Below are 24899 nucleotides of genomic sequence, written 5' to 3' on the forward strand. Positions count from 1 at the left end.
GCCATGAATACGCCCATCGATCGTCCTTTGCCCGAGCTCGGATATGCGAATACTCCGCACCCCGCGCCTCCCGGCAAATCCCGCGTCCCGACCCTGCTTCTGGCGGGGGGATTTGCGACCGTGCTCGGCCTCCTGCTGGTGCTCGGGATCAAGCCGCGGCTCGACAATGTTCACGCGCTCGCGGCGGAAGCGCCGTCCACCGCGTTTCATGCTGTTGTGCAGGAAGCAAAGCCCGCCGAGTCGGCGCTCGACATCACCTTGCCGAGCCGGGTCGAGGCTGCGCAGCGTGCACCTCTTTATTCCAGGGTAAGCGGATACGTGAAGGAACTCCACACCGACATCGGCAGCCAGGTGAAGGCCGGCGATGTGCTGGCCGTCATCGAAACGCCCGAGCTCGACGAGCAGGTCAACCAGGGCCGCGCCGCGCTCGCGCAAGCCGCAGCCAACTTGAAACTCGCCCGGACCAGCTTTGATCGATGGACGAAGCTCTCGAAGGAAAATGTCGTCGCCGCCCAGGAATTGGATGAGCGCCGCGCAACGCTCGATGCCCGCGATGCCGACTACCAGGCGGCGCAGGCGAATCTTGACCGCCTCGAGCGGCAGCAGGAGTTTCAGAAGATCGTGGCGCCGTTCGACGGCACTGTGACCAAGCGCTTTATCGAGGTTGGCCAGCTGGTGACGGCCGATGTGAACGACGCCAGCCGCCAGCTCTTTGAGCTCGCGCACACGGCGACGCTCCGCGCCTTTATCGACGTGCCGCAGAGTTATTTCCGGCTGGTCGCGGTCGGGCAGGGAGCCGATTTGCGATTCCACGAGCTGCCGGGGGAAACGTATCCCGCCCGAGTCGTTCGCACGGCGGGTGCGCTCGATGATAACAGCCGCACCCTGCGCACCGAGGTGCTTGTTCCCAATCAGAATGGCAAACTCGTTCCCGGCCTGTACACCGAGGTGACGCTGCACGTGGAGCGTGCCCAGCCGCCGATCCGCATCGCGTCAAAGTCGCTCATCCTTGGTTCCGCTGGCGTACAGGTCGCGGTGCTGGATGAGGGAAATCGCGTGGCTCTGCGCAAGGTGACCATCGATCGCGACCTTGGCGATCAGGTGGAGATCATTTCCGGCCTGACGGCGGGAGACCGCTTCGTGGCCAATCCCACCGACAGGCTCAAGGACGGCGCAACCGTGGAGGTCGAACCGGCTCCCAAGGTCGCCGCCAAATAACGGCTAACCCGGGATCGTGTCGCCCAGCTTGCGGATGTACGGGAAGGTATAGATTCCCGTGCGATGGCCGTCGGCCCAGGTTGGTTGAACTCCATAGCCGCCAATGACTTCCCAGCTCTGGAGATCAAAGCTGGAGGGCTGATATTGGACGGTCGGACGGATCACCTTGCCGGTGACATCCGGCTCGCCTCCGCAGGCTGCGCAGGGACAGGCCCGGCGCAGGACCTCGGCTGGGATGTAGGTCTCGGTGCCGTCGCTCCAGGCGAAGGCGATTTCACGACCGACTTTATTGATAATCGTAGGCGTCAGGGGCTGGGACATGAATTTTTTAGTGGCGGGAGGTAACGACTACCGCTTTAGTGGTTATTTTCCAATGGATCATCTTGACCAACTCGAAGCGCAAAGCGTGTACATCCTTCGCGAAGCCTATCACAGCTTCTCGAACCTGTGTATGCCGTGGAGCATGGGCAAGGATTCCAACGTCCTGATCTGGCTCTCGAAGAAGGCCTTTTGCGGAAAGATTCCGTACCCGGTACTGCACATCGATACGACTTACGAATTTCCCGAGATGCTGGAGTTTCGTGAGTGGGCGCGCAAGGAGTATGACCTCGATCTGATCGTGAAGATCAATGAGGATGCCCGCGCTGGACGTGGATCCTACACGCAATCAGTAGGTTATGAGACTCATGACCCGGTGACGGTGACGCATGAACTCAAGACCGTGGCTTTGCAGCAGGTGATGGCGGAGCGGAAGTTTGACGCGCTCATCACCGGCATCCGCCGCGACGAGGACCCGACCCGCGCGAAGGAACGGTATTTCTCGCCCCGCAATGCGGAGTTTGAGTGGGACTACAAGGACCAGCCGCCGGAGTTCTGGAACCAGTTCACCACCGCCATCGAGCCGGGCGAGCACATTCGAGTGCAGCCTTTGCTCGACTGGGCCGAGGTGGACATCTGGCGCTACATCGAGCGCGAGAAGATCCCGATCCCGACCATGTATTTTGCCCGTCCGGGTGACGACGGAAAGAAGTACCGCTTCCGTTCCCTCGGCTGCTGGCCGATCACGAAGCCGGTGGAAAGCACGGCCTCCAACATCAGCGAGATCATCGCGGAACTCCTCGTCACCAAGACGAGCGAGCGCGCCGGTCGCGCCCAGGATCACCATGAGCGGAATGCGATGCAGAAACTGCGGGCCAAGGGATTCATGTGATGTCGGAAGTGGGAAGGCGGAAGTCGGAAGTTTCGCCTCGCAGTGAGTCTCCCGTGAAATCGGTCGGGCTCAAAAGCGTGGCAAATTTGCGAGATCGGACGTTTGAGTTCGCAGTACGATGCATTCGGGCTGCGGAGGCTCTTCCCGATTCGCGATCAGGTTCCGTCGTCTCTTCCCAATTGATCCGGTGTTCCGCCTCGGTCGGAGCAAACTACCGGGCAGCGCGCCGGGCGCGTTCGTCGGCGGAGTTTGTTGCGAAGCTGGGGATCTGTGAAGAAGAGTGCGATGAAGTGATTTACTGGCTGCAACTTTCCAAAGCACTCGGCCTCATCAAGCCCGCCAAACTTTCGGCCCTGGAAAAGGAAGCCGACGAAATCCTCTCCATCATTGTTGCCTCCATCAAAAGCAGCCGCAGCAAAAAGAAATAGTCTCCAGTGCAAACGACTCTCGAACCCACAAAAGTTCCGACTTCCGACATCTCACTTCCGACTTCGCAAAAGCTGCGCATCGTGATCGTGGGCCATGTCGACCATGGCAAATCCACGCTCATCGGACGTCTCTTTCACGACACCAACTCCCTGCCCGAAGGCAAGGTCGAGCAAATCCGCAAGGCCAGCGAACTCGAAGGCATGGAATTTGAGTTCGCCTTCCTGCTCGATGCTCTCCTCGAGGAGCAGGCGCAGAACATCACGATCGACACCACGCAACTGCCGTTCCGTACGGACAAGCGCGAGTACGTCATCATCGACGCTCCGGGCCACAAGGAATTCCTCAAGAACATGGTCACCGGCGCGGCCAGCGCCGACGCGGCGATCCTCCTGATCGATGCCAATGAAGGCATCCAGGAGCAGTCGAAGCGCCACGCCTACCTGCTTTCGCTCCTCGGCATCCGCCAGATCGTCGTCGCGGTGAACAAGATGGACCTCGTCGGTTACCGGCAGGAGCGTTTTGAAAAGGTGCGCGCCGATTATACGGAGTTCCTCGGAAAGCTCGGCATCGTACCACAGCACTTCGTGCCGATGTCCGCCAAGCTCGGCCTCAATATCACGACGGCCAGCCCGGAGCTCGCGTGGCACAAGGGGCCGGCGATCTTGGAGGCTCTTGAGCAGTTCCAGATTTCTGCTCCGCCGGACGACCTGCCGCTGCGTTTCGTGCTGCAGGACATCTATCGTTTCGACGAGCGCCGCATCCTGGCGGGTCGCATTGAAACCGGTTCGCTCCAGGTCGGGCAGGAGATTGTTTTCTGGCCGGATGGCAAGAGCAGCCGCGTGAAGTCCATCGAGGAATGGAATGCGCCGGAACCTCCGACCAGCGCCCTCGTTGGCGAGTCCGTCGCCATCACGCTCGAGGAGCAGATTTTCGTGGAACGCGGCGACATCGGCAGCGCGCCAGACCATGGCCCGGCCGAGGGTCGCGAGATCCAGGCCAGCCTCTTCTGGCTCCAGAATGATCCTCTGCCGCTCAATGTGCCCTTCACCCTGAAGCTCGGCACGCAGAGCGTCGAGGCGCGTTTGGTCGAGATCACGCGCGTGCTGGATTCCTCCACGCTCGAGCCGCTCGCGGGCAACCCGGGCATCATCCATAAGAACGAGGTGGCCGACGTGCGCATTCGCGCTCGCAAGCCGATCGCCTTTGACCGTCACGACCGCATCAGCGAAACCGGGCGTTTCGTCATTGTCACCGGCAAGCGCATTGGCGGTGGCGGCATCATTCGCGAAGCCGAGTATCAGGACGAGAAGCGTCTCGCCGGGGCGACGGAGAACCTCACGTGGACGGTCAGCCCGGTCACCCGGGAACTGCGTGCCGAGAATTTCGGCCATCGCGGAGCCGTTCTCTGGCTCACCGGCCTGTCGGGTTCCGGCAAGTCGACGCTCGCCACCGGCCTGGAGTATCATCTCCATCGCCGCGGGATTTTCAGCTACATCCTCGATGGTGACAACCTCCGCCACGGCCTCTGCGCGAATCTCGGCTTCTCCGCCGAGGACCGCTCGGAGAACATCCGCCGCGCCGGGGAAACCGCCCGTCTCATGGCCGAGGCTGGTCTGGTGGTCATCTGCTCGCTGATTTCGCCCTTCCGGGCCGACCGCGACAATGTCCGCAAGATCTGCCAGCGCGACGGCATCCCATTTGCCGAGGTGTTCATCAACGCCCCGCTCGATGTGTGCGAGTCCCGCGATCCGCGCGGTCTGTATAAGAAGGCGCGTTCCGGCGAGATCAAGGAATTCACCGGCATCACGTCTCCGTACGAGGCCCCGCTCGCTCCCGAGCTGGAGCTCCGCACCGCCGAGCACACGCTGGACAACACCTTGCTCGACCTGACGCACTTTGCCGTCGATCTGTCCCGCATCCCCGAGCCTCAGATCGACGAGGAACTCGCACGCGGCGGGGGCATCTAGTTCATCGACTTGCCGAAAGGACGAAATCGAAGATCGGGAAAATCCGTTCCCGTTCTTTGATTTTCCGTCCGTTTGGTGTTCTGTGCGGGTGGTGGTATCTCGACCTGAACTTCTCGCCCCGGCTGGAGACTGGGAATGCGTGCGCGCGGCCGTCGCCAATGGGGCGGACGCCGTCTACTTTGGCATGCCCCGGTTCAATGCCCGCATGCGGGCGGAGAATTTCGGCGCGGACGATCTGCCGAAAGTCGTCGCCTTCCTGCATGCCCATGGCGTGAAGGCCTACGTGGCGCTCAATGTCCTGATCTTCACCAGTGAGCTTCCGGATGCGGTCGAGGAACTACGCCAGCTCAACGACGCCGGAGTGGATGCGGTCATCATCCAGGATGTCGGGCTGGCCGAGATCGCGCGCCGGATGTTCCCGGGCCTGCGCGTTCATGCCTCTACCCAGATGACCGTCACCTCGCCCGAGGGCGTGCGTTTTGCCGAGGAACTCGGGGCGAAACAGGTGGTGCTCTCACGAGAGCTGTCGCTGCGGGAACTCGCCAAGTTTGAATCCGACGTGCCCTTGGAGGTTTTCGTCCACGGTGCGCTTTGCGTGGCCTACTCCGGCCAGTGTCTCACCAGCGAATCGCTCGGCCAGCGCAGCGCCAATCGCGGTGAATGCGCCCAGGCCTGCCGCATGCCGTACCAGGTGGTGGTCGACGGCATCGTGCGAGACCTCGGCGACAAACGGTACCTCCTATCGCCGCAGGACCTCGCGGCGGTACGGGAGATTCCCGAGCTGATCCGGCTCGGGGTGAAGAGCTTCAAGATCGAGGGTCGGCTCAAGACTCCCGAGTATGTGGCCGCCGTCACCTCGGTGTATCGCAAGGCCATCGATGCCGTGCTGGAGGGCGAGAATGCAGAGCCCTCGGCCGATGATTGGTACCGCATGGAGATGACCTTTTCGCGCGGGCTTTTCAGCGGCTGGATGCATGGCGTGAACCACCAGCAGCTCGTGCGCGCGGATTATGGAAAAAAGCGCGGTCCCTACGCGGGCCGGGTTTCGCGGGTGGGGCGGAATTTTGTCGAAATCGACAGCGAGCTCGCGCTCAAGCCGGGCGACGGCATTGTCTTCGAGCACGCCGCCGACACGAACGACGAACAGGGCGGGCGCATCTACGAGGTGAGGAACGGGCAATACTACTTCCGCCACGGCGCGCTGAACTTCTCGCGCCTTTCGCCCGGCACGCGGGTCTGGAAAACGGACGACCCGTCGCTGGAGGCGGAGCTTCGCGCCACCTTCAAGTCCCGCATCGAACCCCGCTCCACGGGGAAGACGCCGCTCAACCTGCGCATCACTGGAGCGCCGGGCCAATCTCTTGAAGTGACGGCCACGGAGGGAAACTCGGCGATCGTTTTGCGTTCCGGGATGCCCTTGCAGGAAAGCCGCAAGGTGGCCCTGGGCGAGGAGCAACTGCGCGACATCTTTGGCCGGTTGAATGATACGCCCTATGCACTCGGCGAGGTCGTCGTGGATTTTTCTGCTCCGGTTTTTCTGCCCAGCAGCGAACTCAACCGGCTCAAGGCGGCCATCGTCCAGCAGTTGGAGGCCGCAGATCGCGCGAACCGCGAACCATCGGGCGTTACACTGGAGCAGGTGCTCTCCGACATTCCGCCTGCGAGCAAGATCGAGGCGGTGCCTTCGCTGGCCGTGCTGTGCCGTGACATGGCGCAGATCGAGGCGGCGCTGGAGGACGGGGTGCGCACCATCTACGTCGATTTTGAAGACATCCGGCGATACAAGGACGCTGTGGCCGCCGCGCCCGGAGCGGAGATTTTTCTCGCCACGCCGCGCATTCAAAAAGCGGGCGAGGAGGGATTCTTCAAGCTGATCGAAAAGGCCGGGCCGACCGGTGTGCTGATCCGCAATGTCGGCGCCATCGCGCACTTCCGCGACAGCTCGCTGCGCAAGGTGGGGGATTTCTCGCTCAATGTCGCCAACCCGCTAAGCGCTGCGGTTTTCAAACGCCACGGACTGGAGCGCGTCACGATCTCCTACGATCTCGCCATCTCGCAGGTCTTGGCTCTTCTTCGCTCCGCGCCGCCGGAGTGGTTCGAGCTGACGCTGCATCAGCACATGCCGATGTTTCACATGGAGCACTGCGTGTTTGCCGCGTTTCTGTCCAAGGGCAGTTCCTTCCTGGATTGCGGGCGGCCCTGCGAAAAGCACCGGGTCCACCTGCGCGACCGCGTTGGCATCGAGCATCCGCTGCGCGCCGATGTGGGGTGCCGCAATACGCTTTTTAATGCCACGCCGCAGACCGGAGCGGCGCATTATGCCGAGCTTCGCGCCGCCGGGTTGGCGCGGTTTCGCATCGAATTGCTGGAGGAATCTCCCGCCGAAACCCGCCGTGTTCTCGCTGCGTATCGCGAGCTGTTGGAAGGCCGCGCCACCGGGGCGGAACTCTGGCGCGAACTCAAGGCCCAGTCCCAGCTCGGCGTCACCTCAGGAACTTTGTCGAATGCCCGCAGTCATCTTTGAAACCCTCGCGCCTCTGGTGCTGATCATCGCGCTGGGCACTGTGCTCGCGAAGATCCGGTTTCTCGGCCATGACTTCATGAACGACCTGAACAAGCTGGCGTTCTGGGTCGCGCTTCCCGCGCTGCTTTTTACCTCGGCCTCGCACGCGATCGAGCCGGGCGGCCAGTTGATCCGGCTCATGGGCGTGCTATGGGCGGCGACGATCCTTATCATCGTCATTGCGTGGCTGCTGGCGATTCCGCTCGGCATCCCGCACATTTATCGCGGGACGTTTTCGCAATCCGCCTTCCGGGGAAACTCGGCCTACATTGCGCTGCCGGTGCTGGCCTACAGCGTGGCGACGCAACCCTTTCCCGGCTCGAAGGCCATGATGGCGACGGCAGTGATCGCGATGATCCTGCTCATGGCGTCGTACAATATCTTTGCCGTGATCGTGCTCCAGGTCAGCCGCCATGAGGGCAGGGTGCACTGGATGCAACTGGCGAAACCCATCCTGCGCAATCCGCTCCTGCTCGCAGGCATCCTGGGCATTCTGGTTCCGATTCTCGACGTGCCGATTCCCGGCGTGGTCGACCGGGCGTTCAAGGCGCTCGGTGATGCGGCTGTGCCGCTCGCGCTGCTGTGCATCGGCGGCTCCCTGGCGCATGCGTCCTTTCAGGGCAAACGCTCCGCCATCGTGGCGGCGGCTCTGCTCAAGGTCGTCGTGCTCCCGATCATCGTTTACGTGCTGTGCCGGATGCTCGGATTGGGCCTGCCTGAGCAGCGCATCGCCATGGTGCTCGCGGCCGCGCCGACTGCGGCGGCTGCCTTTGTCATGGCCAAGGAGATGGGCGGTGATCCGACCCTGGCGTCGGGTTCCATCGCCCTAAGCACGATTCTCTCCGCCGCAAGCCTCGCGGTGGCGCTTTACGTCACGAGCTAAGTCGTAGGGGTGGCGTCCCGCCGCCCCAAAGATCAAGGGGATGAAACCGCATCGGCCCTGCTTACTGAAGACATGGGGCGGCGGGACGCCACCCCTACGGAAACTGGTTCAGTACTCGCGGTTCAGCAAGTAGTCGGCGAGCTCGTGGAGCCGGTCGGCTTTGCGGATCGGGTCGAGCGCCTTGTGCGCGGCGCTGGTCAGGCGTTTGGCTTCCGCGCGGGCGGCTTTCAATCCGATGAGCGAGGGATAGGTGGTCTTTTGTGCCGCGACGTCCTTGCCCGCGCTCTTGCCCAGCTTTTCGCTGGTCTGCGTGATGTCGAGGATGTCGTCGATGACCTGAAAGGCGAGGCCGAGGTTCTTGCCAAATTCCGTCAGCGCGAGCACGGCCTTGGGAGTCGCGTTGGCGCTCATTCCGCCGAGGCGCAGGCTCACGACGATCATGGCCGCCGTCTTGCCCTCATGGATGAAGCGCAGTTCCGAGCGGGTGGATTTCTTGCCCTCGGCCTCCAGGTCGGCGACCTGGCCGGCGATGAGGTAGAGGCTTCCGGCCGCGCCGGAGAGTTCGAGAATGTAATCGCGGATTTTGTAACGCGGGGTTTCCTTCGCCTGGGCGAGAATGTCGAACGCCTGGGTCACGAGAGCGTCGCCCGTGAGGACGGCGATGCCTTCGCCAAAGACCTTGTGCGAGGTCGGGCGGCCGCGGCGAAAATCATCGTCGTCCATGCAGGGCAGGTCGTCGTGAATGAGAGAGTAGGTGTGCACGCACTCGACCGCGCACGCGGCATAAAGAGCGTCCTCGATTTCCCCTCCGCAGGCTTCCGCCGCAGCGAGGGTGAGAATGGGCCGCATGCGCTTGCCCCCGGCGAAGATGCTGTAGCGCATCGCCTTGTGCAGGGTCGCCGGTTTGGTCGTCGCGCGCGGGAGGAAGCGGTTCAATGCGGCATCGACCGTCTTGGAGCGATCGAGCAGATACGTGTCCAGGCTCATTGGCGGCAGATGATGCACCGGATCGAATTTCTTGGGAAGCATCGCTTGCATGTCGGGGGCGGGCAGGCATCATCTCCTCCCGCAATGTCTAAAATTCGTCTCGGCATTCTCGGCTCCGGAAAGGGTTCCAACTTCCGCGCCATCCTTGAAGCCATCCAGGCCGGTCAGATCGACGCCGAGGTGGCGATCGTGCTCTCCGATGTCCCGGGGGCGGGCATTTTGCAATATGCCGCCGACGCCGGATTGCGCGCGGAGGAAATCGTGGAGCCGAAGTTCCGCACCCGCCTTTCCCCCGAGGTGGAGGAGGGGCTTGTCCGCACGCTGAAGGATGCCGGGGTCGACCTCGTGGTCCTCGCGGGCTACATGCGGATGGTCAAGTCGACCACCCTCGACGCCTTCCCGCGCCGCGTCATCAATATCCACCCATCGCTTTTGCCGAAATTCCCCGGGCTCGAGGCCTGGAAGCAGGCGCTGGAGGCGGGGGAATCCGTCACCGGCTGCACGGTGCATTACGTCGACTCGGGGATGGATACCGGCGAGATCATCGCTCAGGAAAGCGTTCCCGTGCTGCCCGATGACACGGCGGCGTCGCTCCATGCCCGCATCCAGGTGGCCGAGCATCACCTTTACCCGGCGATCGTCAAACGCTTCGCCGATGGAGAACTGCCATGAGCAAGTTCCGCTTTTTCGATCTCAATCCCGAGCAGCAGGACGCGGCGAGCCACGAGCATGGCCCGCTCCTGATCCTGGCCGGGGCCGGAACCGGGAAAACGCGCACCATTACCGCGCGCATCGCGTGGCTGATTTCGCAGGGCGTCGATCCCGCGAAGATCATGGCCGTGACCTTTACGAACAAGGCCGCGCGCGAAATGAAGGATCGTATCGCGGGCATGGTCGATCCCGACCAGGCCAAGGCCGTGACGGCCTCCACCTTTCACGCACTCTGCGTGCGCATCCTGCGCGGCGACGCCAACCGGCTGGGGTACAAGAACAACTTCAGCATCTTCGACGAGGGCGACCAGACAGGCCTGATCAAGAAGGTCATCACCCGCGTCTGTGCGAAGGACGAGAAGATCGACCACAACCTCGCCAAGAGCCTCATCAGCAAGGCGAAGAACTCCGGCCTGAACGCCTCGACCGACGAGAACAGCCTCGCCGGAGCGGTTTATCGCCGTTACCAGGAGGAACTCCACTCGCTCAATGCGATGGATTTCGACGATCTGCTCGTGCAGGCGGTGAAGCTCATGGAGGAGCATCCCGAGGTGCGAGACAAATGGCGTGCCCGCATCGAGCAGCTCATGGTCGACGAGTTTCAGGATACGAATGGCCTCCAGCTCCGCATGGTCGGCCTGCTGGCCAGCGGCGATCCGCCGAATGTCTGCGTGGTGGGCGACGACGACCAGAGCATCTACGGATGGCGCGGCGCGGATGTGTCGAACATCCTCGAGTTTGAGCGGCATTTCCCAAACCCCAAGGTCATCCGCCTGGAGCAAAATTACCGCAGTACCAACGCCATCCTCGGCGCAGCCAACCGGCTCATTCGCAACAACCCGCGACGCCGTGGCAAAAACCTCTGGAGTCCGCAGCAGGGCGGCGAGCCGGTGCGTATTATTGCGGTGCCGGATGATCGCAAGGAGGCGGAGTTTATCGTCGAGGAAATCGCCGCGCACCGCCGCAGCCAGAATCTCCCGTGGGAGCACTTTGCGATCATCTATCGCATGAACGCCCAGTCGCGCCTGCTGGAGGAAAACCTCCGCAAGCACAAGATTCCCTACCGTCTCGTGGGCGGGAAGAGCTTCTTCGAGCGGCGCGAGATCAAGGACATCATGGCGTACATGACGGCGCTGCTGAATCCCTCCGACGATCAGTCGCTGTTACGCATCATCAACACGCCGCCGCGTGGTATCGGCGCGACGACGGTGGAGCTCGCGCTGTCGCACAGCGTGGAGCATCGGCAGAGTCTCTACGAGGCGCTGCGCCACGACTTGTTTTTGGAAACCTGCACGCGCAAGGCGGCGGATGCGATCAAGCGTTTCACCGACGAACTCGAGGAAACGCGAATTCGTGTCTCCACGCCGGGCGCGCCAATTGCCGAGATCATCTCCACTCTGATCGAGAACTGCGACTACATGGAGGACATGAAGCGCACCTGCAAAACTCCCGACGAGGCGATGAACCGCGAGGAGAATGTGCGCGAGATGATTCGCGCCCTCGACGAGTACCAGAAGCGCTCGAAGGACGGCCTGCAAGGCTACCTCGACGAGGTGAGCCTCGACCGCGAGCGCGAGGAGGACAAGGCGGAGACCGCGCTCGGCGTCACGCTCATCACCATGCACGCGGCGAAGGGGCTGGAGTTTCCCCACGTCCACCTCATCGGCGTGGAGGACGGATTCCTCCCTCACGACCGATCGAAGGCCGAGGGCACCGTCGACGAAGAGCGGCGGTTGTTTTACGTCGGCATCACGCGGGCGATGAAATCGCTCATCATCACGTGGTGCCGGGCGCGCGTGAAATTCGGCAGCCCGATGCACTGCCTGCCGAGTCCGTTCCTGCAGGAAATCAAGGGCGAGCACGTTGAGGAGGAGACTTATGAGGAAATCATGAGCCGCCCGATGGGAGAGGAAGACATCATGGCGCAGTTTGCCAAGCTGCGCGCGCAGCTTTCCGGATAGGGCGTTTTCTGACAGAAATGCTCTCATGAAATTCGGAATTCTTGGAGCCATGCCGGAGGAGGTCGCGCTGATGGCGCGATCCATGACCGTGCATCACACGGTCGAGGCGGGCATGCGGACCTTTTACGTCGGCGAGTGGGTCGGCCAGGAGGTCGTGCTCGTGCTTTCCCGCGTGGGCAAGGTTTCCGCCGCCGTGACGACGATGCTTCTGCTGGAGCGATTCGGCGTGGATCATGTGATTTTCACCGGAGTGGCCGGCGGCATTCATCCGAGCCTGCGCGTGGGCGATGTGGTGATCGGCGACCGGCTGGTGCAGCACGACATGGACGCGAGTCCGCTGCCGGCTTTTGAGCGCTTCGAGATTCCGCTGCTGGGCAAGGTGTTCTTCGAGTCCGACCGGGAGATTTTATCCCGCGCGGTGGCGGCGGCGAAACGATACACGACCGAGTTTTTCCCGCAGGATGTCTCGGCGGAAAGCCGCGCAGCCTTTGGCATCGACACGCCCGCTGTGTACGACGGTCTTATCGCCAGCGGCGACCAGTTTCTCGCCGATCCCGAGGTGACGGCGGAACTCCGTGCCTCGCTCCCCGGCTTGCTCTGCGGCGAAATGGAAGGCGCTGCCGTCGCGCAGGTCTGTTATGAAATGGGAAACGTGCCCGCCACGGTGATCCGCGTCATTTCCGATCAGGCCGACCATTCGGCGGCGGTGGATTTCCTCCGCTTCGTCAACGAAGTCGCCGAGTATCTCACCGGCGGCATCGTGCGGGAATTGCTGGCGGGATATTCGAAATAAGCTGAGCTAAGTCCCGATGCTCAGCACGCCGATATGGCAACTATCCTTTTTCAGGAAAAGGATGGTGGTTCGATCTATATCCGATGAATAGAATCTCGTGTCAGCACCTTTGGTGATTTGATCTTCCAGCGGTGATGGTGTTTGAGAAGTGTACTCATGATTCACTTTGGATTGTCGGGTGAGTTCCTGGCACTTCTCGTAAACCTCCTTAAAGGTTCCTTCATCGAGCGCGATCAAACCGAGATAGGACGGGCCGTCTATCCACCCGCTATAGTCAGCGTATTCGTCCAGGACTTGAGCTTTTGACGCAATATTCACTCCCGTAGTCTGTTCGACGAGCGCGACCAACTGGGATTCGCCATCCGGTTTTTGCCAGTGAAAGGAGGTGTCTTCGCTCTGGCGGTGCCACTGTCGAAAGGTTTCGATGCATGGCCAAAGATAAAACGCGGCAATGGATGCGGCTGCTACTATGAGGAAGCCAAATCCGAGGGCAATTTTACGGATTTTCTTCACATTTGGATCGGCGGAAAAAGTTTCCTAAGTGGCTTCGGGTGAATATACTGGCGGCATGAGCACAGGACAAGGTTCCGCTGGAAACGTGATCGCAGCCCTCGCGAGTTTTTTCATTCCCGGGCTCGGGCAGCTCATTCAAGGGCGTCCCCTCCGCGCGCTGATCTTCTTTCTCGCGGCGGCGGCGCTGTGGGTCATCATGCTCGGCTGGATCATTCACATCTGGGCGATCATCGACGCGGCGTTGTGGAAGCCCAAATCCTAGCGTAAGCTGAGGGTGCCATGAGCACCCTGGAGAATTACATCAACGGGCGCTTTGTTCCCGCCCGGGCCGGTCGCACGCGCGAATACCTCAATCCCGCCACCAACGAAGTCCTCGGGGTGGCGACGGAATCCGACGCCTCCGACGTCGAGGCAGCCATTGCGGCTGCGCGACGGGCATTTGACGATGGACCGTGGCCGACGACTCCGGCGGCGGAACGCGCGGCGCGGTTGTTCAAGCTGGCCGATCTGATTGAAAGCCATGCCGAGGAACTGGCGAAACTCGACACGCTGAACAACGGCAAGCCGCTGCGCGAGGCACGTTACGACGCGGCGGATGCGGCGGGGTGTTTCCGGTATTATGCCGGGCTGGCCACGAAACCCCAGGGTCAGACCTATGAGGTGGGCGATCCGAATATCGTCTCCGAGACCGTGCGCGAACCGATCGGCGTGTGTGGGCAGATCATTCCGTGGAATTACCCGCTCCTCATGGCGGCGTGGAAACTCGCGCCCGGCCTCGCGGCAGGGAATTGCTGCATTCTGAAACCCTCGGAGCTAACCCCGGTCTCGGCGGTGCGGCTCTTTGAGCTGATCGCCGAGGTGGGTTTCCCTCCTGGCGCGGCGCAGCTGGTGCTCGGCGCGGGTGATCCGGTGGGCGCGGCTTTGGCGGAAAGTCACGCGGTCGACAAGATCGCCTTTACCGGCGGAACCGCGACGGGGCGCAAGATCATGGCCGCCGCGACGGGCAACCTGAAAAAGATCTCCCTCGAGCTGGGTGGCAAAAGTCCGAACATCCTCTTTGCCGACGCCGATCCCGAGGCTGCGCTGGAGTATGCCATGTTTGGCATCTTCGCCGGGCAGGGGGAGGTGTGCAGCGCGGGGTCGCGGTTGATTCTGGAGCGAAGCATGGCCGAGGACTTTCTGCCCCGGCTGGCGGAAGCCTGCGGGCGCATCGTGGTGGGCGACGGTCTCGACGAGGAGACGGAAATGGGTCCGCTCATCAGCCGGGCGCACCAGCGCAAGGTGCTCGATTACATCGCGGCAGGTCGGGCCGAGGGAGCGGAGCTGCTTTGTGGCGGCGGGATATACGAGGACGAGCGGGCGAGGGGGAACTACGTGCAGCCGACAGTATTCACCCAGACAACGCCCGGCATGAAAATCGTGCGCGAGGAAATCTTTGGCCCGGTGCTGGCGGTCCAGCTCTTCGATACCGAGGACGAGGCGGTCAAACTCGCCAATGACACAGTCTATGGACTGGCAGGCGCGGTCTTCACCTCCGACGGAGCGAAAGCCCGGCGGGTGATTCGCCGCCTGCGGGCCGGGATCACGTGGATCAATACGTATCATCCCACCTTCAACGAGGCTCCCTGGGGCGGGTACAAGCAAAGCGGCATCGGGCGCGAACTCGGCACCTACGGGTACGAAGCCTACACGGAGGTGAAGCAGATCAATACAAACCTTGCGCCCGGGCGGCTGGGGTGGTTCAAAGGCATCTAGCAATCCCTCCCTGCATGACCATACTCGGCATCGACATCGGTGGGACCGGCATCAAAGGTGCGCCGGTCGACGTGGAAACTGGCGCATTACTCGAGGAGCGTTTCCGGCTTCCGACTCCGCAACCTGCTCTGCCCAACGCAGTGGCGGACGTGGTCGGCGAAGTCGCGAAGCATTTCAACTACTCCGGTCCCGCGGGTATTACCTTTCCTGCCGTGGTCAAGAATGGCGTCACCTATACGGCGGCCAATGTGCATGAGTCGTGGATCGGTACGGATGCCGGCAAGCTTTTCTCCGAGCACATCGGCGGCCAGGCGACGGTGGTGAACGATGCGGATGCCGCAGGCATCGCGGAGATGCGGTTTGGTGCGGGTCGCGATCGCAATGGCGTCGTCATCATGCTCACGCTGGGAACGGGTATCGGCAGCGCGGTGTTTCTCGATGGCAAACTGCTTCCCAATACGGAGTTCGGCCATCTCAAGATTCGCGGCAAGGATGCCGAGAAGCGGGCTTCCGAAAAGGTACGTGAGGACAAAAAGCTCTCCTGGAAGGAGTGGGCCGACCGGATCAGTGAATATCTCCAGGAGCTGGAGAAGCTGTTTTCCCCCGACCTCTTCATCATTGGCGGCGGCGTAAGCAAGAAGGCGGACAAGTTCCTCCCCCACATCACCACCCGCACGGAGGTGATCATCGTTCCCGCCCAGATGCGGAACGATGCGGGCATCATCGGAGCGGCTTATCTGGCTCGCGGTCAGGTGGTGGATGCCCTGCCGACCCCGTTGCAGGCAAATTCCTGACTTTCCTGCTGTTCTCCGGGCAAAAAACGGCTTTGTTAAAGCGCGATGCCTGAAGCTCCACAGGGTACGATTTCTTTCTTCTTCACCGACATCGTCGGGAGCACGCGGCTTTGGGAGAAACACCCAAACCACATGGGCACGGCGCTGGCCCGGCACAACGACATCATCCGCGGGATCGCGGAGGGTGGCGGAGGGTATGTTTTCAAGACGGTGGGGGATTCCTTTTGTGTCGCGTTTCCCACTCCCAGGATGGCCCTGGAGGCGGCGGTGGCCGCCCAGGTGGCGCTCCTCGAAGAGGACTGGTCCTCGGTCGGGACGCTGCTGGTTCGCATGGCCGTTCACACTGGTACGGCGGAGTGGCGGGATGGCGATTATTTTGGCGGAACGCTGAACCGCACTTCGCGCATCGAGGCGGCCGCGCATGGCGGGCAGATTCTTGTCTCGCAGGTGACGGTTGATCTGTTGGAGGACGAGAATCTGGATGTTTCCTTCCGTCCGCTCGGCAGCCATCGCCTGCGCAATCTCGACCGGCCGGAGCATCTTTATCAGGTCATCGGCAACAATCTGCCCGACTCCTTCCCTCCGCCGAAAAGCATGGAGGTGCTGCCGAACAACCTGCCCGTGCAGACGACCAGCTTCATCGGGCGCGAGAAGGAGATGGAGGAGATTCATGCGCTGCTCGAGCGCACGTCACTCCTGACGCTCACCGGCACCGGCGGCACGGGAAAGACCCGCCTTTCCATCGAGGTCGGCGCGAGCCTGATTCATGACTTCCGCGATGGTGTGTGGCTGGCGGAGTTTGCCCAGATCTCCGATCCGGCGCGCATTGTGGAGGTCGTGGCGACCAGCCTCGGAGTGCGCGAAGATCCCGAGCGCACCCAGCGCGAAGCCCTCGTCCAATTTCTGCGCGGCAAGACGCTCCTGCTCATTCTGGACAACTGCGAGCATGTGCTGGCCGAGGCGGCGAAGCTGGCAGCGGAGCTGCTGAGTTCCGCGCCGAATCTCAAGATCATCGCCACGAGCCGTCATTCACTCGGCATTCGCGGCGAGCAGACCTTTGCGGTGCCGCCGCTCGGGATGTTTGACGTGCGGCTGCATGAACTTAGCGGCCCGGACGTGGTGGAGCGCCTGTCGCAATACGACGCGGTGAAGCTCTTCATCGAGCGCGCCATGGCGGTGAAGCCAGATTTCCGCGTGACGAACGAAAACGCCCCGGCTCTGGCCGAGGTATGCAGCCGCCTGGACGGCATCCCGCTTGCGATTGAGCTCGCCGCCGCCCGCGTGCGGGTGCTCGACCTGGCCCAGATTGCGTCGCGTTTGAATGACCGCTTCCGCCTTCTGCGCGGGGGCAGCCGCACCGGTTTGCCGCATCAGCAGACCCTGCAGGCGCTGATCGATTGGAGTCACGACCTGCTCTCCGAGGAGGAACGCATCGTTTTTCGCCGGATGGGAGCTTTTCTTCTGGGCCGCAGCCTCCGGGCCCTGGAGCAGGTCTGCTCCGGAGACGGCGTGGAGGAGTACGACATCCTCGACCTCCTTCAGCAGCTTGTCGACAAGTCGCTCGTTATGGTCGAGCGCGATGTGGCGGGAGAACTGCGGTACACCATGATCGAGTCGGTCTGGCAGTACGCCAAGGAGAAGCTCAAGGACTCCGGCGAGGAAACCACCGTGCGCAATCGGCATCTGAAGTTCTTTCTCGAGTATGCCGAGGAGTTGCATCCCAAGTTTGAAGGCCCCGAGCAAAAGCACTGGCTCGATGCCGGGCAGGCCGATGCCTGGAATTTTCGTGCGGCTTTGCGCTGGGCGGTTGAATCCAGACAGGCCGAGCTTGGCTTGCGCATGATGTCATCGCTTTACCGGCTGGTCGAGGTGCGGGGGGATGTGCGGGAGGTCTACGAACTCCTTCTCAAGCTCCTGGCAGTCGACGAGGACGGTGATGGGAAGAAATATCGGGCCGATGCCGAAGTGGCGGCCGGCCGTCTGGCCTGGGCGCTCGACCGGTATGGCGAATCCCGCAAGCACTACGCCGCCGCCCGGAAGATTTACGAAGCCCTCGGAGATGAAAACGGCATCGGTATCGTGGAAATGCTCTCAGGTTTCATCAATCGCGGCGACCAGCGTGTCGACGAATCAGAGGCCAATTTCCGCCTCGCTCTGGAGCTGGGGCGCAAGACTGGCAATCTTTACGTGATCGCTGCATCGCAGAGCGGGCTTGGCAGCATCGCGCTGGATCGCGGTCAGCTTGAGGAGGCCAGGAAGCTCAAGGAGGAAAGTCTCGCGAACTACGAGGAGCTCGGTGACCAGTGGATCGTGGGGTTGATTCTGTGGGGAGTGGCGTGGGTCGCACTCGCCCAGGGAGACTATGCCCGCGCCAAGCAGGTCCTCGATCGCTGGGTGGCCAATGTGCGGGAACTCGGCAATCAGTGGACGCTGCCGTACATCCTCGAGGAATACGCGCAGCTGGCTTCTCGCACAGGCAAACCTCTGCTCGCCGCCCGGATCATCGGCGCGGCTGATGCACAGAGAGAGCATTTCAGCTCCTCTTTTTCCGCCAGCGAAGCAGAGGGCCATGCCGACCTTGTTTCCCGGGTGAGGGCGGAGATTTCCGAGGAGGAGTGGGTCACGGCGCGCGAGGAAGGCCGCATCGCGACTCCCTGGGAGGTATTCCGGGAGATCGACGAGCAGCTTTCATGAGCGGGGACTATCCGGCTCGCGCCAAGATCCCTCGCTGTGAGATCGAGCGCGCGCAACGACATCTTTTCATCTGCCTCGGGCCGGATTGCTGCGACGCTTCGGCTTCTGCACCGCTCTGGGATTTTCTCAAGGCTCGCTGTCGTACCCTGAGAGTCCCCGTGCTGAGAACCAAGGCGGCGTGCCTGCGGGTTTGCTCCGGTGGACCGTGGCTGGTGGTTTACCCGGAGGGAATCTGGTACGGAGGGCTGACCGAGGAGCGCCTGGAGCGCATCCTGGTCGAACATGTCGAGCAGGGCAGGCCGGTGGACGAGTGGGTGGTGGCCCGAACGTCTGTGGAGTGCTGCTAGGATCGGCCGACCTCTTCTGGTCGAGCCTGGGGACGGCAAGGAAACATTCCCTGCGAAAAATGATTTCGACGCGGCGGCCCGAGGTTGTATGGTGCGGGCCGTGGCTGCGATGGTGGAACTCCGCTCGATAAGTAAGGTCTTCGGGAATTTCACGGCATTGCAGGAGGTGAGCTTTGAGATCAAGGAAGGCGAGTTCATGACCTTCCTTGGGCCATCCGGATGTGGAAAGACCACATGTCTGCGCCTGATCAGCGGTTTTGACACGCCGACGAAGGGACAGGTTTTTATCGGCGGGAAGGATGTGACCTTCGATCCACCGTATCGCCGCGACGTGAATCAGGTTTTCCAAAGTTACGCCCTGTTTCCGCATCTCACCATCGCCGACAACATCGCCTTTGGCCTGCGGATGAAAAAAGTGCCCTCCGCCGAGATCAAGCGGCGCGTGGACAATGTGATCGGAATGACCGCGCTCGAGCAGTTCGTCCATCGCAAGCCCGCCCAGCTTTCCGGCGGCCAGCGCCAGCGCGTGGCCCTGGCACGGGCGATCGTCTGTGAACCCAAGGTCTTGCTGCTGGACGAACCGTTGAGCGCCCTGGATGCAAAGTTGCGCACGCAGATGCGGGTCGAGCTCAAGCAACTCCAGAAGAAGCTCGGCATCACCTTTATCTTTGTGACCCACGATCAGGAGGAGGCTCTCACCATGAGTGACCGCGTCGCTGTGCTCAACAACGGGCGGGTCGAGCAGATCGGCACAGTGAACGAGATTTATTACAAGCCGGCCACCCGGTTTGTGGCGACGTTCATCGGGGAGACCAACATCATCGAGGCGACGGTGCTCAGTCGTGGCTCTCGCACCGTCCGGTGCCGCCTGGAAGGCGGGCTGGAGCTCGAGGTGGCAAGCGTCGATCCGACCCACGAGGGAAAAATTCTCCTCTCGCTGCGTCCGGAGAAGGTCCGCCTCTCCCGGAACAAGCCCGAGGGCAGGAATGTTTTTCCCGGTCGGATATCCGCTGAGATTTTCAAGGGAGCTGTCGATGATATCACCCTCGTCGTCGAGGGTGGGCTGGAATTGGGAGCCTTGCTGACCAATGATGGCCAGGAGGAATACGATTTTCACGAAGGCGAAAGCGTCTTCTGCCGTATTCAGCCCGAGGATATCAATATTGTCGCCAGCTGAGTGTCGCTTTTTGCGACCTTTGTTCCCCGATTTCCCCTCTCAATTCCCTTCCGCGTCGAGGGAAGGTGTATTCCCTCCTGCGAGGATGTCCAAAGAGTGACAATCGGTGTTCGGATTTGTTCAAAAAGAATGTGAAAAAAGCTTTGACGGGGGGGCTGTGCCTTACTAAGACCTTGGCACATAACGTGCTGAAAGGCGTTACCATGCTTTTTTGCATGAGTAGTCAGGGGTGAGCCGCAAGGTGCATTCGATGGCTGCAAAACCAAAAACAAAGGAGAACTACAAAATGAAACTAGCTACCAAGATTGTTGCCGCAGTCGGAATGGCAGCGATGCTGGCCAACCAGCCGCTCCTCGCCGGTGATGGCAAGACCTTCAAAGAGAAAGTGGTCGTCGAAGAGGAAAAGAAGTGGTGGGGCGCGTCCCTCAGCACCGGTTGGGACAGCCTTTACATGTTCCGCGGTGTGAACATTCTTCGCTTCGACAGCGATGGCACCAAGCAGTCCTACGGCTCGAGCCTCTACTGGACTGACCTCAACGCCACGTGGAACATCACTGATAACGATTTCCTCACCGTTGGCACCTGGATGGCCTTCGGTCTCACCAAGAGCGTCTACAAGGAACTCGATGTGTACACCTCGTATACCCACAACTTCGGCAACCTCGCGGTTAGCCTCGGGTACACGTTCTACTACTACATCAGCTCCCAGCTCTATCAGAACGAGTTGAACGCCAAGGTTGCGTACACCTTCGAGTTGCCCGCTGGCATCACGATCACGCCGTCCTTGACCTACTACTTCAACGTTGGTCCTGACTTCCGTAACTTCGACTCCTGGACGGGCGCTGTGAACTCGGCTTCCAGCTACCTCCTGGCTCGCATCGACGGTGCAGTACCGCTCTACAAGGACGTTCTGTCCCTGACCCCGTGGTTCGCCTTCGGCACCTCGTTCGACTACAACCCGCAGACGTCCGACAACGCCAACGGCTTCAACTTCTACACTGGTGCTAACAACATCGAGTTCGGTCTCGGTCTCCCGATCAAGATCAACGACATGATCACCCTGTACGGCTACGGCGCCTACAGCTATCAGTGGGAAGGCCTCCTCGGCACCGAACCCAGCACCTTCTGGGGCGGCGCGAAGGTCACCTTCTCGTTCTAAGCTGATCAGTTAGCTGAACTTACCAAAAACCCTCTCCATCTCGGTGGAGAGGGTTTTTTTTGCCCTGAAATCGCGTGACTTGATGCGTCGAATGCCGATAGTCACCTGCATATGGAGGACGTCTTGCAGACCCTGGGAGTCGCCTTGGGGCTGGCCGCTCTGGCAGGGCTGAATCTTTATCTCACGGTTTTCGCGGCCGGATTGGCGATTCACTTTAGCTGGGTGGCCCTGCCAGCTTCCCTGCAAAGCCTCCATGTGTTGGGCGATCCCTGGGTGATCGTCGTGGCAGGGATACTTTATTTTCTGGAGTTCTGGGCTGACAAGGTGCCCTGGATCGATTCGGCGAACGATTCCGTTCATACCATCATCCGGCCCATTGGCGGAGCCTTGCTGGCCGTCCTTGCTCTTGGGGATGCGCATCCCACGGTGAAGGTGGTGGCGGCGCTGCTGGCCGGCGGGGTCACCCTCTCGGCTCACGCGGCCAAGGCGGGAGCCCGTCTCGTGGCCAATACATCGCCGGAGCCGATTTCCAATATCGGGCTCAGCCTGGGAGAGGATGCGGTCGTGCTGGGAGGCCTCACGCTGGTGGCATGGTATCCCATCGTTGCCCTCATCGTGACGGTGGCGGCGATCGTGGTGATATGGGTGGTCCTGCCGAAGCTCATGCGCTCGGTGCGCGCCACGAGCTGGCTGGCCTGGCGCAAGCTCAACGAGCCGGCCGAGGGCGGCGATGACGATAATATTTTCCGCAAGATCCCCGGTCCTTGCGAGTTGCTCCTGAGGCGGGCGCATGCCACGACGGAGGGGTTTACCGTGGCCGTTCCGTGCATCAGTGGAGGAGGACCTCGACTGCCGCGCAATGTGTTCGGCTGGCTCATTCGTTTCGAGGGCGGGCGGCTCTTTTTTGTTGGGCCGCGGCGGTTTGGCCCCATCGTGGTGGAGATCGGTCTTGAGGGGCGCGATATCCTGCGGGAGTCTCGTTTTCTTTCGGAGCGTCTGCTCATCTCCGGGCCCTCGACGACGAATGTCTTTCTTTTCGAGCGTGGTCACCGGGTGCTCTGCGATCGACTGGCCGATGCATTGAAGCCCCTCCCTGCGGTGGAGCCGGAGTTGATCCCATAGCCAGTCGTCGTGACGGTGGATTTCGAGCGCCCTTATCTTCTTTGGCTGATCCCTCTCGCCCTGGGGCTGGTCTGGCTCCTGCAACGCGGCACGCTTGCCTCCTGGACGTCGAGTCAACGGGTGCTCGCCCTCGCGGTTCGCTGCGCGGTCGTGATCCTCATCATCCTGGCGCTGGCTGGTCCGGCCTTTCGCGGCGTGACGCGCGATGCCGCCGTGGTCTTGCTGCGCGATGTCTCCGCCAGTGTCGATGACGCGGGGCAGAAGACTGCGTCGGACTTCATTGCCCAGGCCTCCCGGGAGCACCAGGCCGACTCCGGTCAGGTGGATTTCGCCGCCGGGGCGGCGGTGGCCCGGGCGTACGGGAGCAGGGAAGACAGCGCGGCGGTGACGGTTCCGAGGGACGCGACGGATCTCGCGTCGGCCCTGGAGTTTGCCCAGGCGTCGCTCCCGGCTGATCGTCCGGGACGAATCATTTTGCTCTCCGATGGGGCGGTCAATACAGGACGGCCGGCGGAGGGAGTGCTGGCCCGTCTGAAGGAGCGGGGAGTGGAGCTCGATGTCGTGCCGCTACCTCCGGAAAACCGCCCGGATGCGGCTGTGCTGGCGGTCAAGGTGCCGGCTGCTGCGCGCGAGGGTGAGACGTTCGACGCCCGCGTGACCGTGAACTCCGCGGAATCCAATGCCCGCGCGACAGTGCGTTTCTTTCAGAACCGGGTGCTGGTGGCGGAGGTGGAGAAGGAACTCGCCCGCGGAGAGAACGAATTGGTGATTCCCAACCTGCGGGCGGAAGCCGGGCTCGGCCTGTACGAGGCGACGGTGTCTCTGCCGGGGGATGCGCGTCCGGAAAATAACAGGGGCCACGTGGTGACCGTGCATGGAGGCGCGGCGCGTACACTGCTGGTGGATCGTGATCCCGCTCAGCTCGACGGGCTGGCGGGGGTGCTGAGAGCGAGCGGATTTCAGGTCGAGGTGCGGCCGGCATCGGGATTCCCCGCCACCCTGGAGGAGCTGGAGAGCTTTGATCTCGTGATGCTGAGCGACGTGCCGGCGTCGGAATTGAGCGACCAGCAGATGCGCTCGCTGGCCTCGTGGGTGAAGGATTTTGGCGGGGGATTTCTCATGGCGGGCGGAGAGTCGAGCTTTGGGGCGGGCGGGTATTTCCGCACCCCGGTGGCGGCGATGCTGCCCGTGCGCATCGAGCGTCAGGAGCGGGAGGAAACGCCTGTGGCCGCACTGTTGGTGATCCTCGATCGATCGGGCTCGATGTCTGCGATGGCGGGGGGCCAAACCAAGATGTCGCTGGCGAATGATGGCGCCAGCCTCGCTCTCGAGGTGCTGCAGGCGCGTGATTTGTTCGGTGTCTTTGCCGTGGATACCCGGGTCCAGCAGGTCGTTCCGCTCGCCAGCGCATCGGACAAGACAGGCGCGGCGCGCCGCATTGCGGGCATTACCTCGGGAGGCGGCGGCATCTATGTCTATACGTCGCTGGCGGAGGCCTTTCCCGTGCTGCGCGATGCGCAGGCGAAGATCAAGCACATCATCCTTTTTGCCGACGCTGCCGACGCGGAGGAAAAGTCCGCCGGGTCCGAGGGCAATCCCTCGATGGGCGGCGGATCGTCGCTCGACCTCGCCGCCGCCATGCTGGCCAATCGTATTACCCTCTCCGTGGTCGCCCTCGGCCGCGAGGAGGACAAGGACACGGCCTTCCTGCGCGATCTGGCCGCCAAGGGCGGCGGGCGCTTTTACCTCACGGCGGACGCCACGACACTGCCGCGTTTGTTCAGCCAGGAGACGATGCGTGCCACGCAGTCGAGCCTGCGCGAGGACGCGTTTCTGGTCACGCCGACGGGGGCGTCCGACGTGTTGCAGGGCATCCCATGGTCCGAGGCGCCGCCGCTGCTCGGGTTGAACCTCTCCAGTGTGAAGCCCGGAGCCGATCTCCTGCTCGCCGCGGAATCCGGCGAACCCATTCTCGCTCTCTGGCGGTATGGACTGGGACAAGCGGCGGCTTTCCTCAGTGATGCAAAACCCCGCTGGGCGGCTGAGTGGATGACGTGGCCGGGATATGGCAAATTCTGGACCCAGCTCGCCCGTCAGCTCGTGAGACCGGATCGTCGCGACGACCTGAGCGCCGAGGTGATGGAATCCGGCGACCGTCTCGTGGTGGATGTCTCGGCTGTGACCGGTGCGGGAACCTTTCGCAATGGACTGCCTGTTGCTGTCACCGTGGCCGAGCAGGGTGGGGTGAGCCGATCGCTTATTGCGCCTCAGGTCGCGCCGGGACGTTACCGGGTGGAGTTTCCCAAGCCCGAGGCCGAAACGGCCGTCATCGCCGTGAGCGATGGGGCCGGTCGCCCGGTCTCGCTGGCCTGGATGCGCGATGCCGGGCGGGAATTTCTCCCCGTGGCCGACACCCGGCCCTTTCTGGAAAAGCTCGCCCGGGACTGCGGCGGTATCTTCCAGCCCACGCCTGAGCAGGTTTTCCGTCCGGCCACGCAGGCCGCCTCGACACGGCGCGACCTCTCTCCCTGGCTGCTGGTGGCGGCGCTGGTTCTCTGGCCGGTCGATATCTGGCTGAGGCGACGGGACTGGACCTAAGCGCCCGGTGGAGAAACA

At 62.2% G+C, this 24899-nt stretch carries 21 protein-coding genes; 18 read left to right on the forward strand and 3 right to left on the reverse strand.

Features of this window, described 5'->3' with window-relative positions:
• Positions 1 to 3 precede the first annotated feature (3 nt).
• Positions 4 to 1218, forward strand: coding sequence for an efflux RND transporter periplasmic adaptor subunit (locus TSACC_RS02985; RefSeq protein WP_153811221.1), 1215 nt, complete (start codon positions 4 to 6; stop codon positions 1216 to 1218).
• A gap of 3 nt (positions 1219 to 1221) precedes the next feature.
• On the opposite strand, the gene TSACC_RS02990 is transcribed toward TSACC_RS02985, so the two are convergent.
• Complete coding sequence (locus TSACC_RS02990; RefSeq protein WP_075077912.1) at positions 1222 to 1539, reverse strand: gamma-butyrobetaine hydroxylase-like domain-containing protein; 318 nt, start codon at positions 1537 to 1539, stop codon at positions 1222 to 1224.
• 52 nt (positions 1540 to 1591) lie between these two features.
• Between TSACC_RS02990 and cysD the strand changes: the two genes are divergently transcribed.
• The 5 genes from cysD to TSACC_RS03015 all read left to right on the forward strand — a co-directional run bounded on the left by cysD (position 1592) and on the right by TSACC_RS03015 (position 8270).
• Positions 1592 to 2428, forward strand: coding sequence for a sulfate adenylyltransferase subunit CysD (cysD, locus tag TSACC_RS02995; RefSeq protein WP_075077913.1), 837 nt, complete (start codon positions 1592 to 1594; stop codon positions 2426 to 2428).
• Positions 2428 to 2856 (forward strand): four helix bundle protein, encoded by a 429-nt coding sequence (locus tag TSACC_RS03000; protein ID WP_084400148.1) that lies wholly within the window; start codon positions 2428 to 2430, stop codon positions 2854 to 2856. The genes cysD and TSACC_RS03000 overlap by 1 nt, the downstream gene beginning before the upstream one ends.
• 6 nt (positions 2857 to 2862) lie before the next feature.
• On the forward strand, positions 2863 to 4824 hold the full coding sequence (gene cysC, locus TSACC_RS03005) for an adenylyl-sulfate kinase (protein ID WP_202815896.1): 1962 nt from the start codon (positions 2863 to 2865) through the stop codon (positions 4822 to 4824).
• A 91-nt stretch (positions 4825 to 4915) separates the two neighbouring features.
• Positions 4916 to 7348, forward strand: a complete 2433-nt coding sequence (locus tag TSACC_RS03010; protein ID WP_202815897.1) for a U32 family peptidase — start codon at positions 4916 to 4918, stop codon at positions 7346 to 7348.
• Entirely contained in the window at positions 7329 to 8270 is a 942-nt protein-coding gene (locus tag TSACC_RS03015; protein WP_075077915.1) for an AEC family transporter, read from the forward strand. Before TSACC_RS03010 ends, TSACC_RS03015 begins: the two co-directional genes overlap by 20 nt.
• Before the next feature lie 108 nt (positions 8271 to 8378).
• Here the strand turns inward: TSACC_RS03015 and TSACC_RS03020 are convergent, their stop codons facing one another.
• A complete protein-coding gene (locus TSACC_RS03020) occupies positions 8379 to 9257 on the reverse strand; it encodes a polyprenyl synthetase family protein (protein ID WP_075080560.1) in 879 nt (292 codons plus the stop codon).
• A gap of 84 nt (positions 9258 to 9341) precedes the next feature.
• On the opposite strand from TSACC_RS03020, the gene purN reads away from it, so the two are divergent.
• The 3 genes from purN to TSACC_RS03035 are packed head-to-tail and all read left to right on the forward strand — an operon-like array spanning position 9342 to position 12722.
• Positions 9342 to 9929, forward strand: coding sequence for a phosphoribosylglycinamide formyltransferase (purN, locus tag TSACC_RS03025; RefSeq protein WP_075077916.1), 588 nt, complete (start codon positions 9342 to 9344; stop codon positions 9927 to 9929).
• Positions 9926 to 11929: an ATP-dependent helicase gene (locus TSACC_RS03030; RefSeq protein WP_075077917.1), complete on the forward strand. Its 2004-nt coding sequence runs from the start codon at positions 9926 to 9928 to the stop codon at positions 11927 to 11929. Before purN ends, TSACC_RS03030 begins: the two co-directional genes overlap by 4 nt.
• A 25-nt stretch (positions 11930 to 11954) precedes the next feature.
• On the forward strand, positions 11955 to 12722 hold the full coding sequence (locus tag TSACC_RS03035) for a 5'-methylthioadenosine/adenosylhomocysteine nucleosidase (RefSeq protein WP_075077918.1): 768 nt from the start codon (positions 11955 to 11957) through the stop codon (positions 12720 to 12722).
• Positions 12723 to 12728: 6 nt separating this feature from the next.
• Here TSACC_RS03035 and TSACC_RS03040 read toward each other — a convergent pair whose 3' ends face one another.
• The gene (locus TSACC_RS03040) at positions 12729 to 13235 is read right to left on the reverse strand and encodes a hypothetical protein (RefSeq protein WP_075077919.1); all 507 of its coding nucleotides are present in this window, start codon (positions 13233 to 13235) and stop codon (positions 12729 to 12731) included.
• Positions 13236 to 13290: 55 nt separating this feature from the next.
• Here TSACC_RS03040 and TSACC_RS03045 point away from each other — a divergent pair, with 55 nt between their 5' ends.
• From TSACC_RS03045 to TSACC_RS03085, 9 genes are all read left to right on the forward strand, one after another.
• A complete protein-coding gene (locus tag TSACC_RS03045; RefSeq protein WP_075080561.1) occupies positions 13291 to 13497 on the forward strand; it encodes a DUF6677 family protein in 207 nt (68 codons plus the stop codon).
• Positions 13498 to 13514: 17 nt separating this feature from the next.
• A complete protein-coding gene (locus tag TSACC_RS03050) occupies positions 13515 to 14990 on the forward strand; it encodes an aldehyde dehydrogenase family protein (RefSeq protein ID WP_075077920.1) in 1476 nt (491 codons plus the stop codon).
• A 14-nt stretch (positions 14991 to 15004) separates the two neighbouring features.
• Entirely contained in the window at positions 15005 to 15784 is a 780-nt protein-coding gene (gene ppgK, locus TSACC_RS03055) for a polyphosphate--glucose phosphotransferase (RefSeq protein ID WP_075077921.1), read from the forward strand.
• A 45-nt stretch (positions 15785 to 15829) separates the two neighbouring features.
• Positions 15830 to 18478: an adenylate/guanylate cyclase domain-containing protein gene (locus tag TSACC_RS03060; protein WP_075077922.1), complete on the forward strand. Its 2649-nt coding sequence runs from the start codon at positions 15830 to 15832 to the stop codon at positions 18476 to 18478.
• The gene (locus TSACC_RS03065; protein WP_075077923.1) at positions 18475 to 18825 is read left to right on the forward strand and encodes a (2Fe-2S) ferredoxin domain-containing protein; all 351 of its coding nucleotides are present in this window, start codon (positions 18475 to 18477) and stop codon (positions 18823 to 18825) included. The genes TSACC_RS03060 and TSACC_RS03065 overlap by 4 nt, the downstream gene beginning before the upstream one ends.
• Positions 18826 to 18913: 88 nt before the next feature.
• Positions 18914 to 20002: an ABC transporter ATP-binding protein gene (locus TSACC_RS03070; protein ID WP_075077924.1), complete on the forward strand. Its 1089-nt coding sequence runs from the start codon at positions 18914 to 18916 to the stop codon at positions 20000 to 20002.
• Between the two features lie 286 nt (positions 20003 to 20288).
• The gene (locus tag TSACC_RS03075; protein ID WP_153811222.1) at positions 20289 to 21161 is read left to right on the forward strand and encodes a hypothetical protein; all 873 of its coding nucleotides are present in this window, start codon (positions 20289 to 20291) and stop codon (positions 21159 to 21161) included.
• 111 nt (positions 21162 to 21272) lie between these two features.
• Complete coding sequence (locus TSACC_RS03080; protein WP_075077926.1) at positions 21273 to 22283, forward strand: DUF4126 domain-containing protein; 1011 nt, start codon at positions 21273 to 21275, stop codon at positions 22281 to 22283.
• A gap of 9 nt (positions 22284 to 22292) precedes the next feature.
• Complete coding sequence (locus tag TSACC_RS03085; RefSeq protein ID WP_075077927.1) at positions 22293 to 24881, forward strand: glutamine amidotransferase; 2589 nt, start codon at positions 22293 to 22295, stop codon at positions 24879 to 24881.
• Positions 24882 to 24899 lie beyond the last annotated feature (18 nt).

It is taken from the genome of Terrimicrobium sacchariphilum (assembly GCF_001613545.1).
GTDB lineage: Bacteria > Verrucomicrobiota > Verrucomicrobiia > Chthoniobacterales > Terrimicrobiaceae > Terrimicrobium > Terrimicrobium sacchariphilum.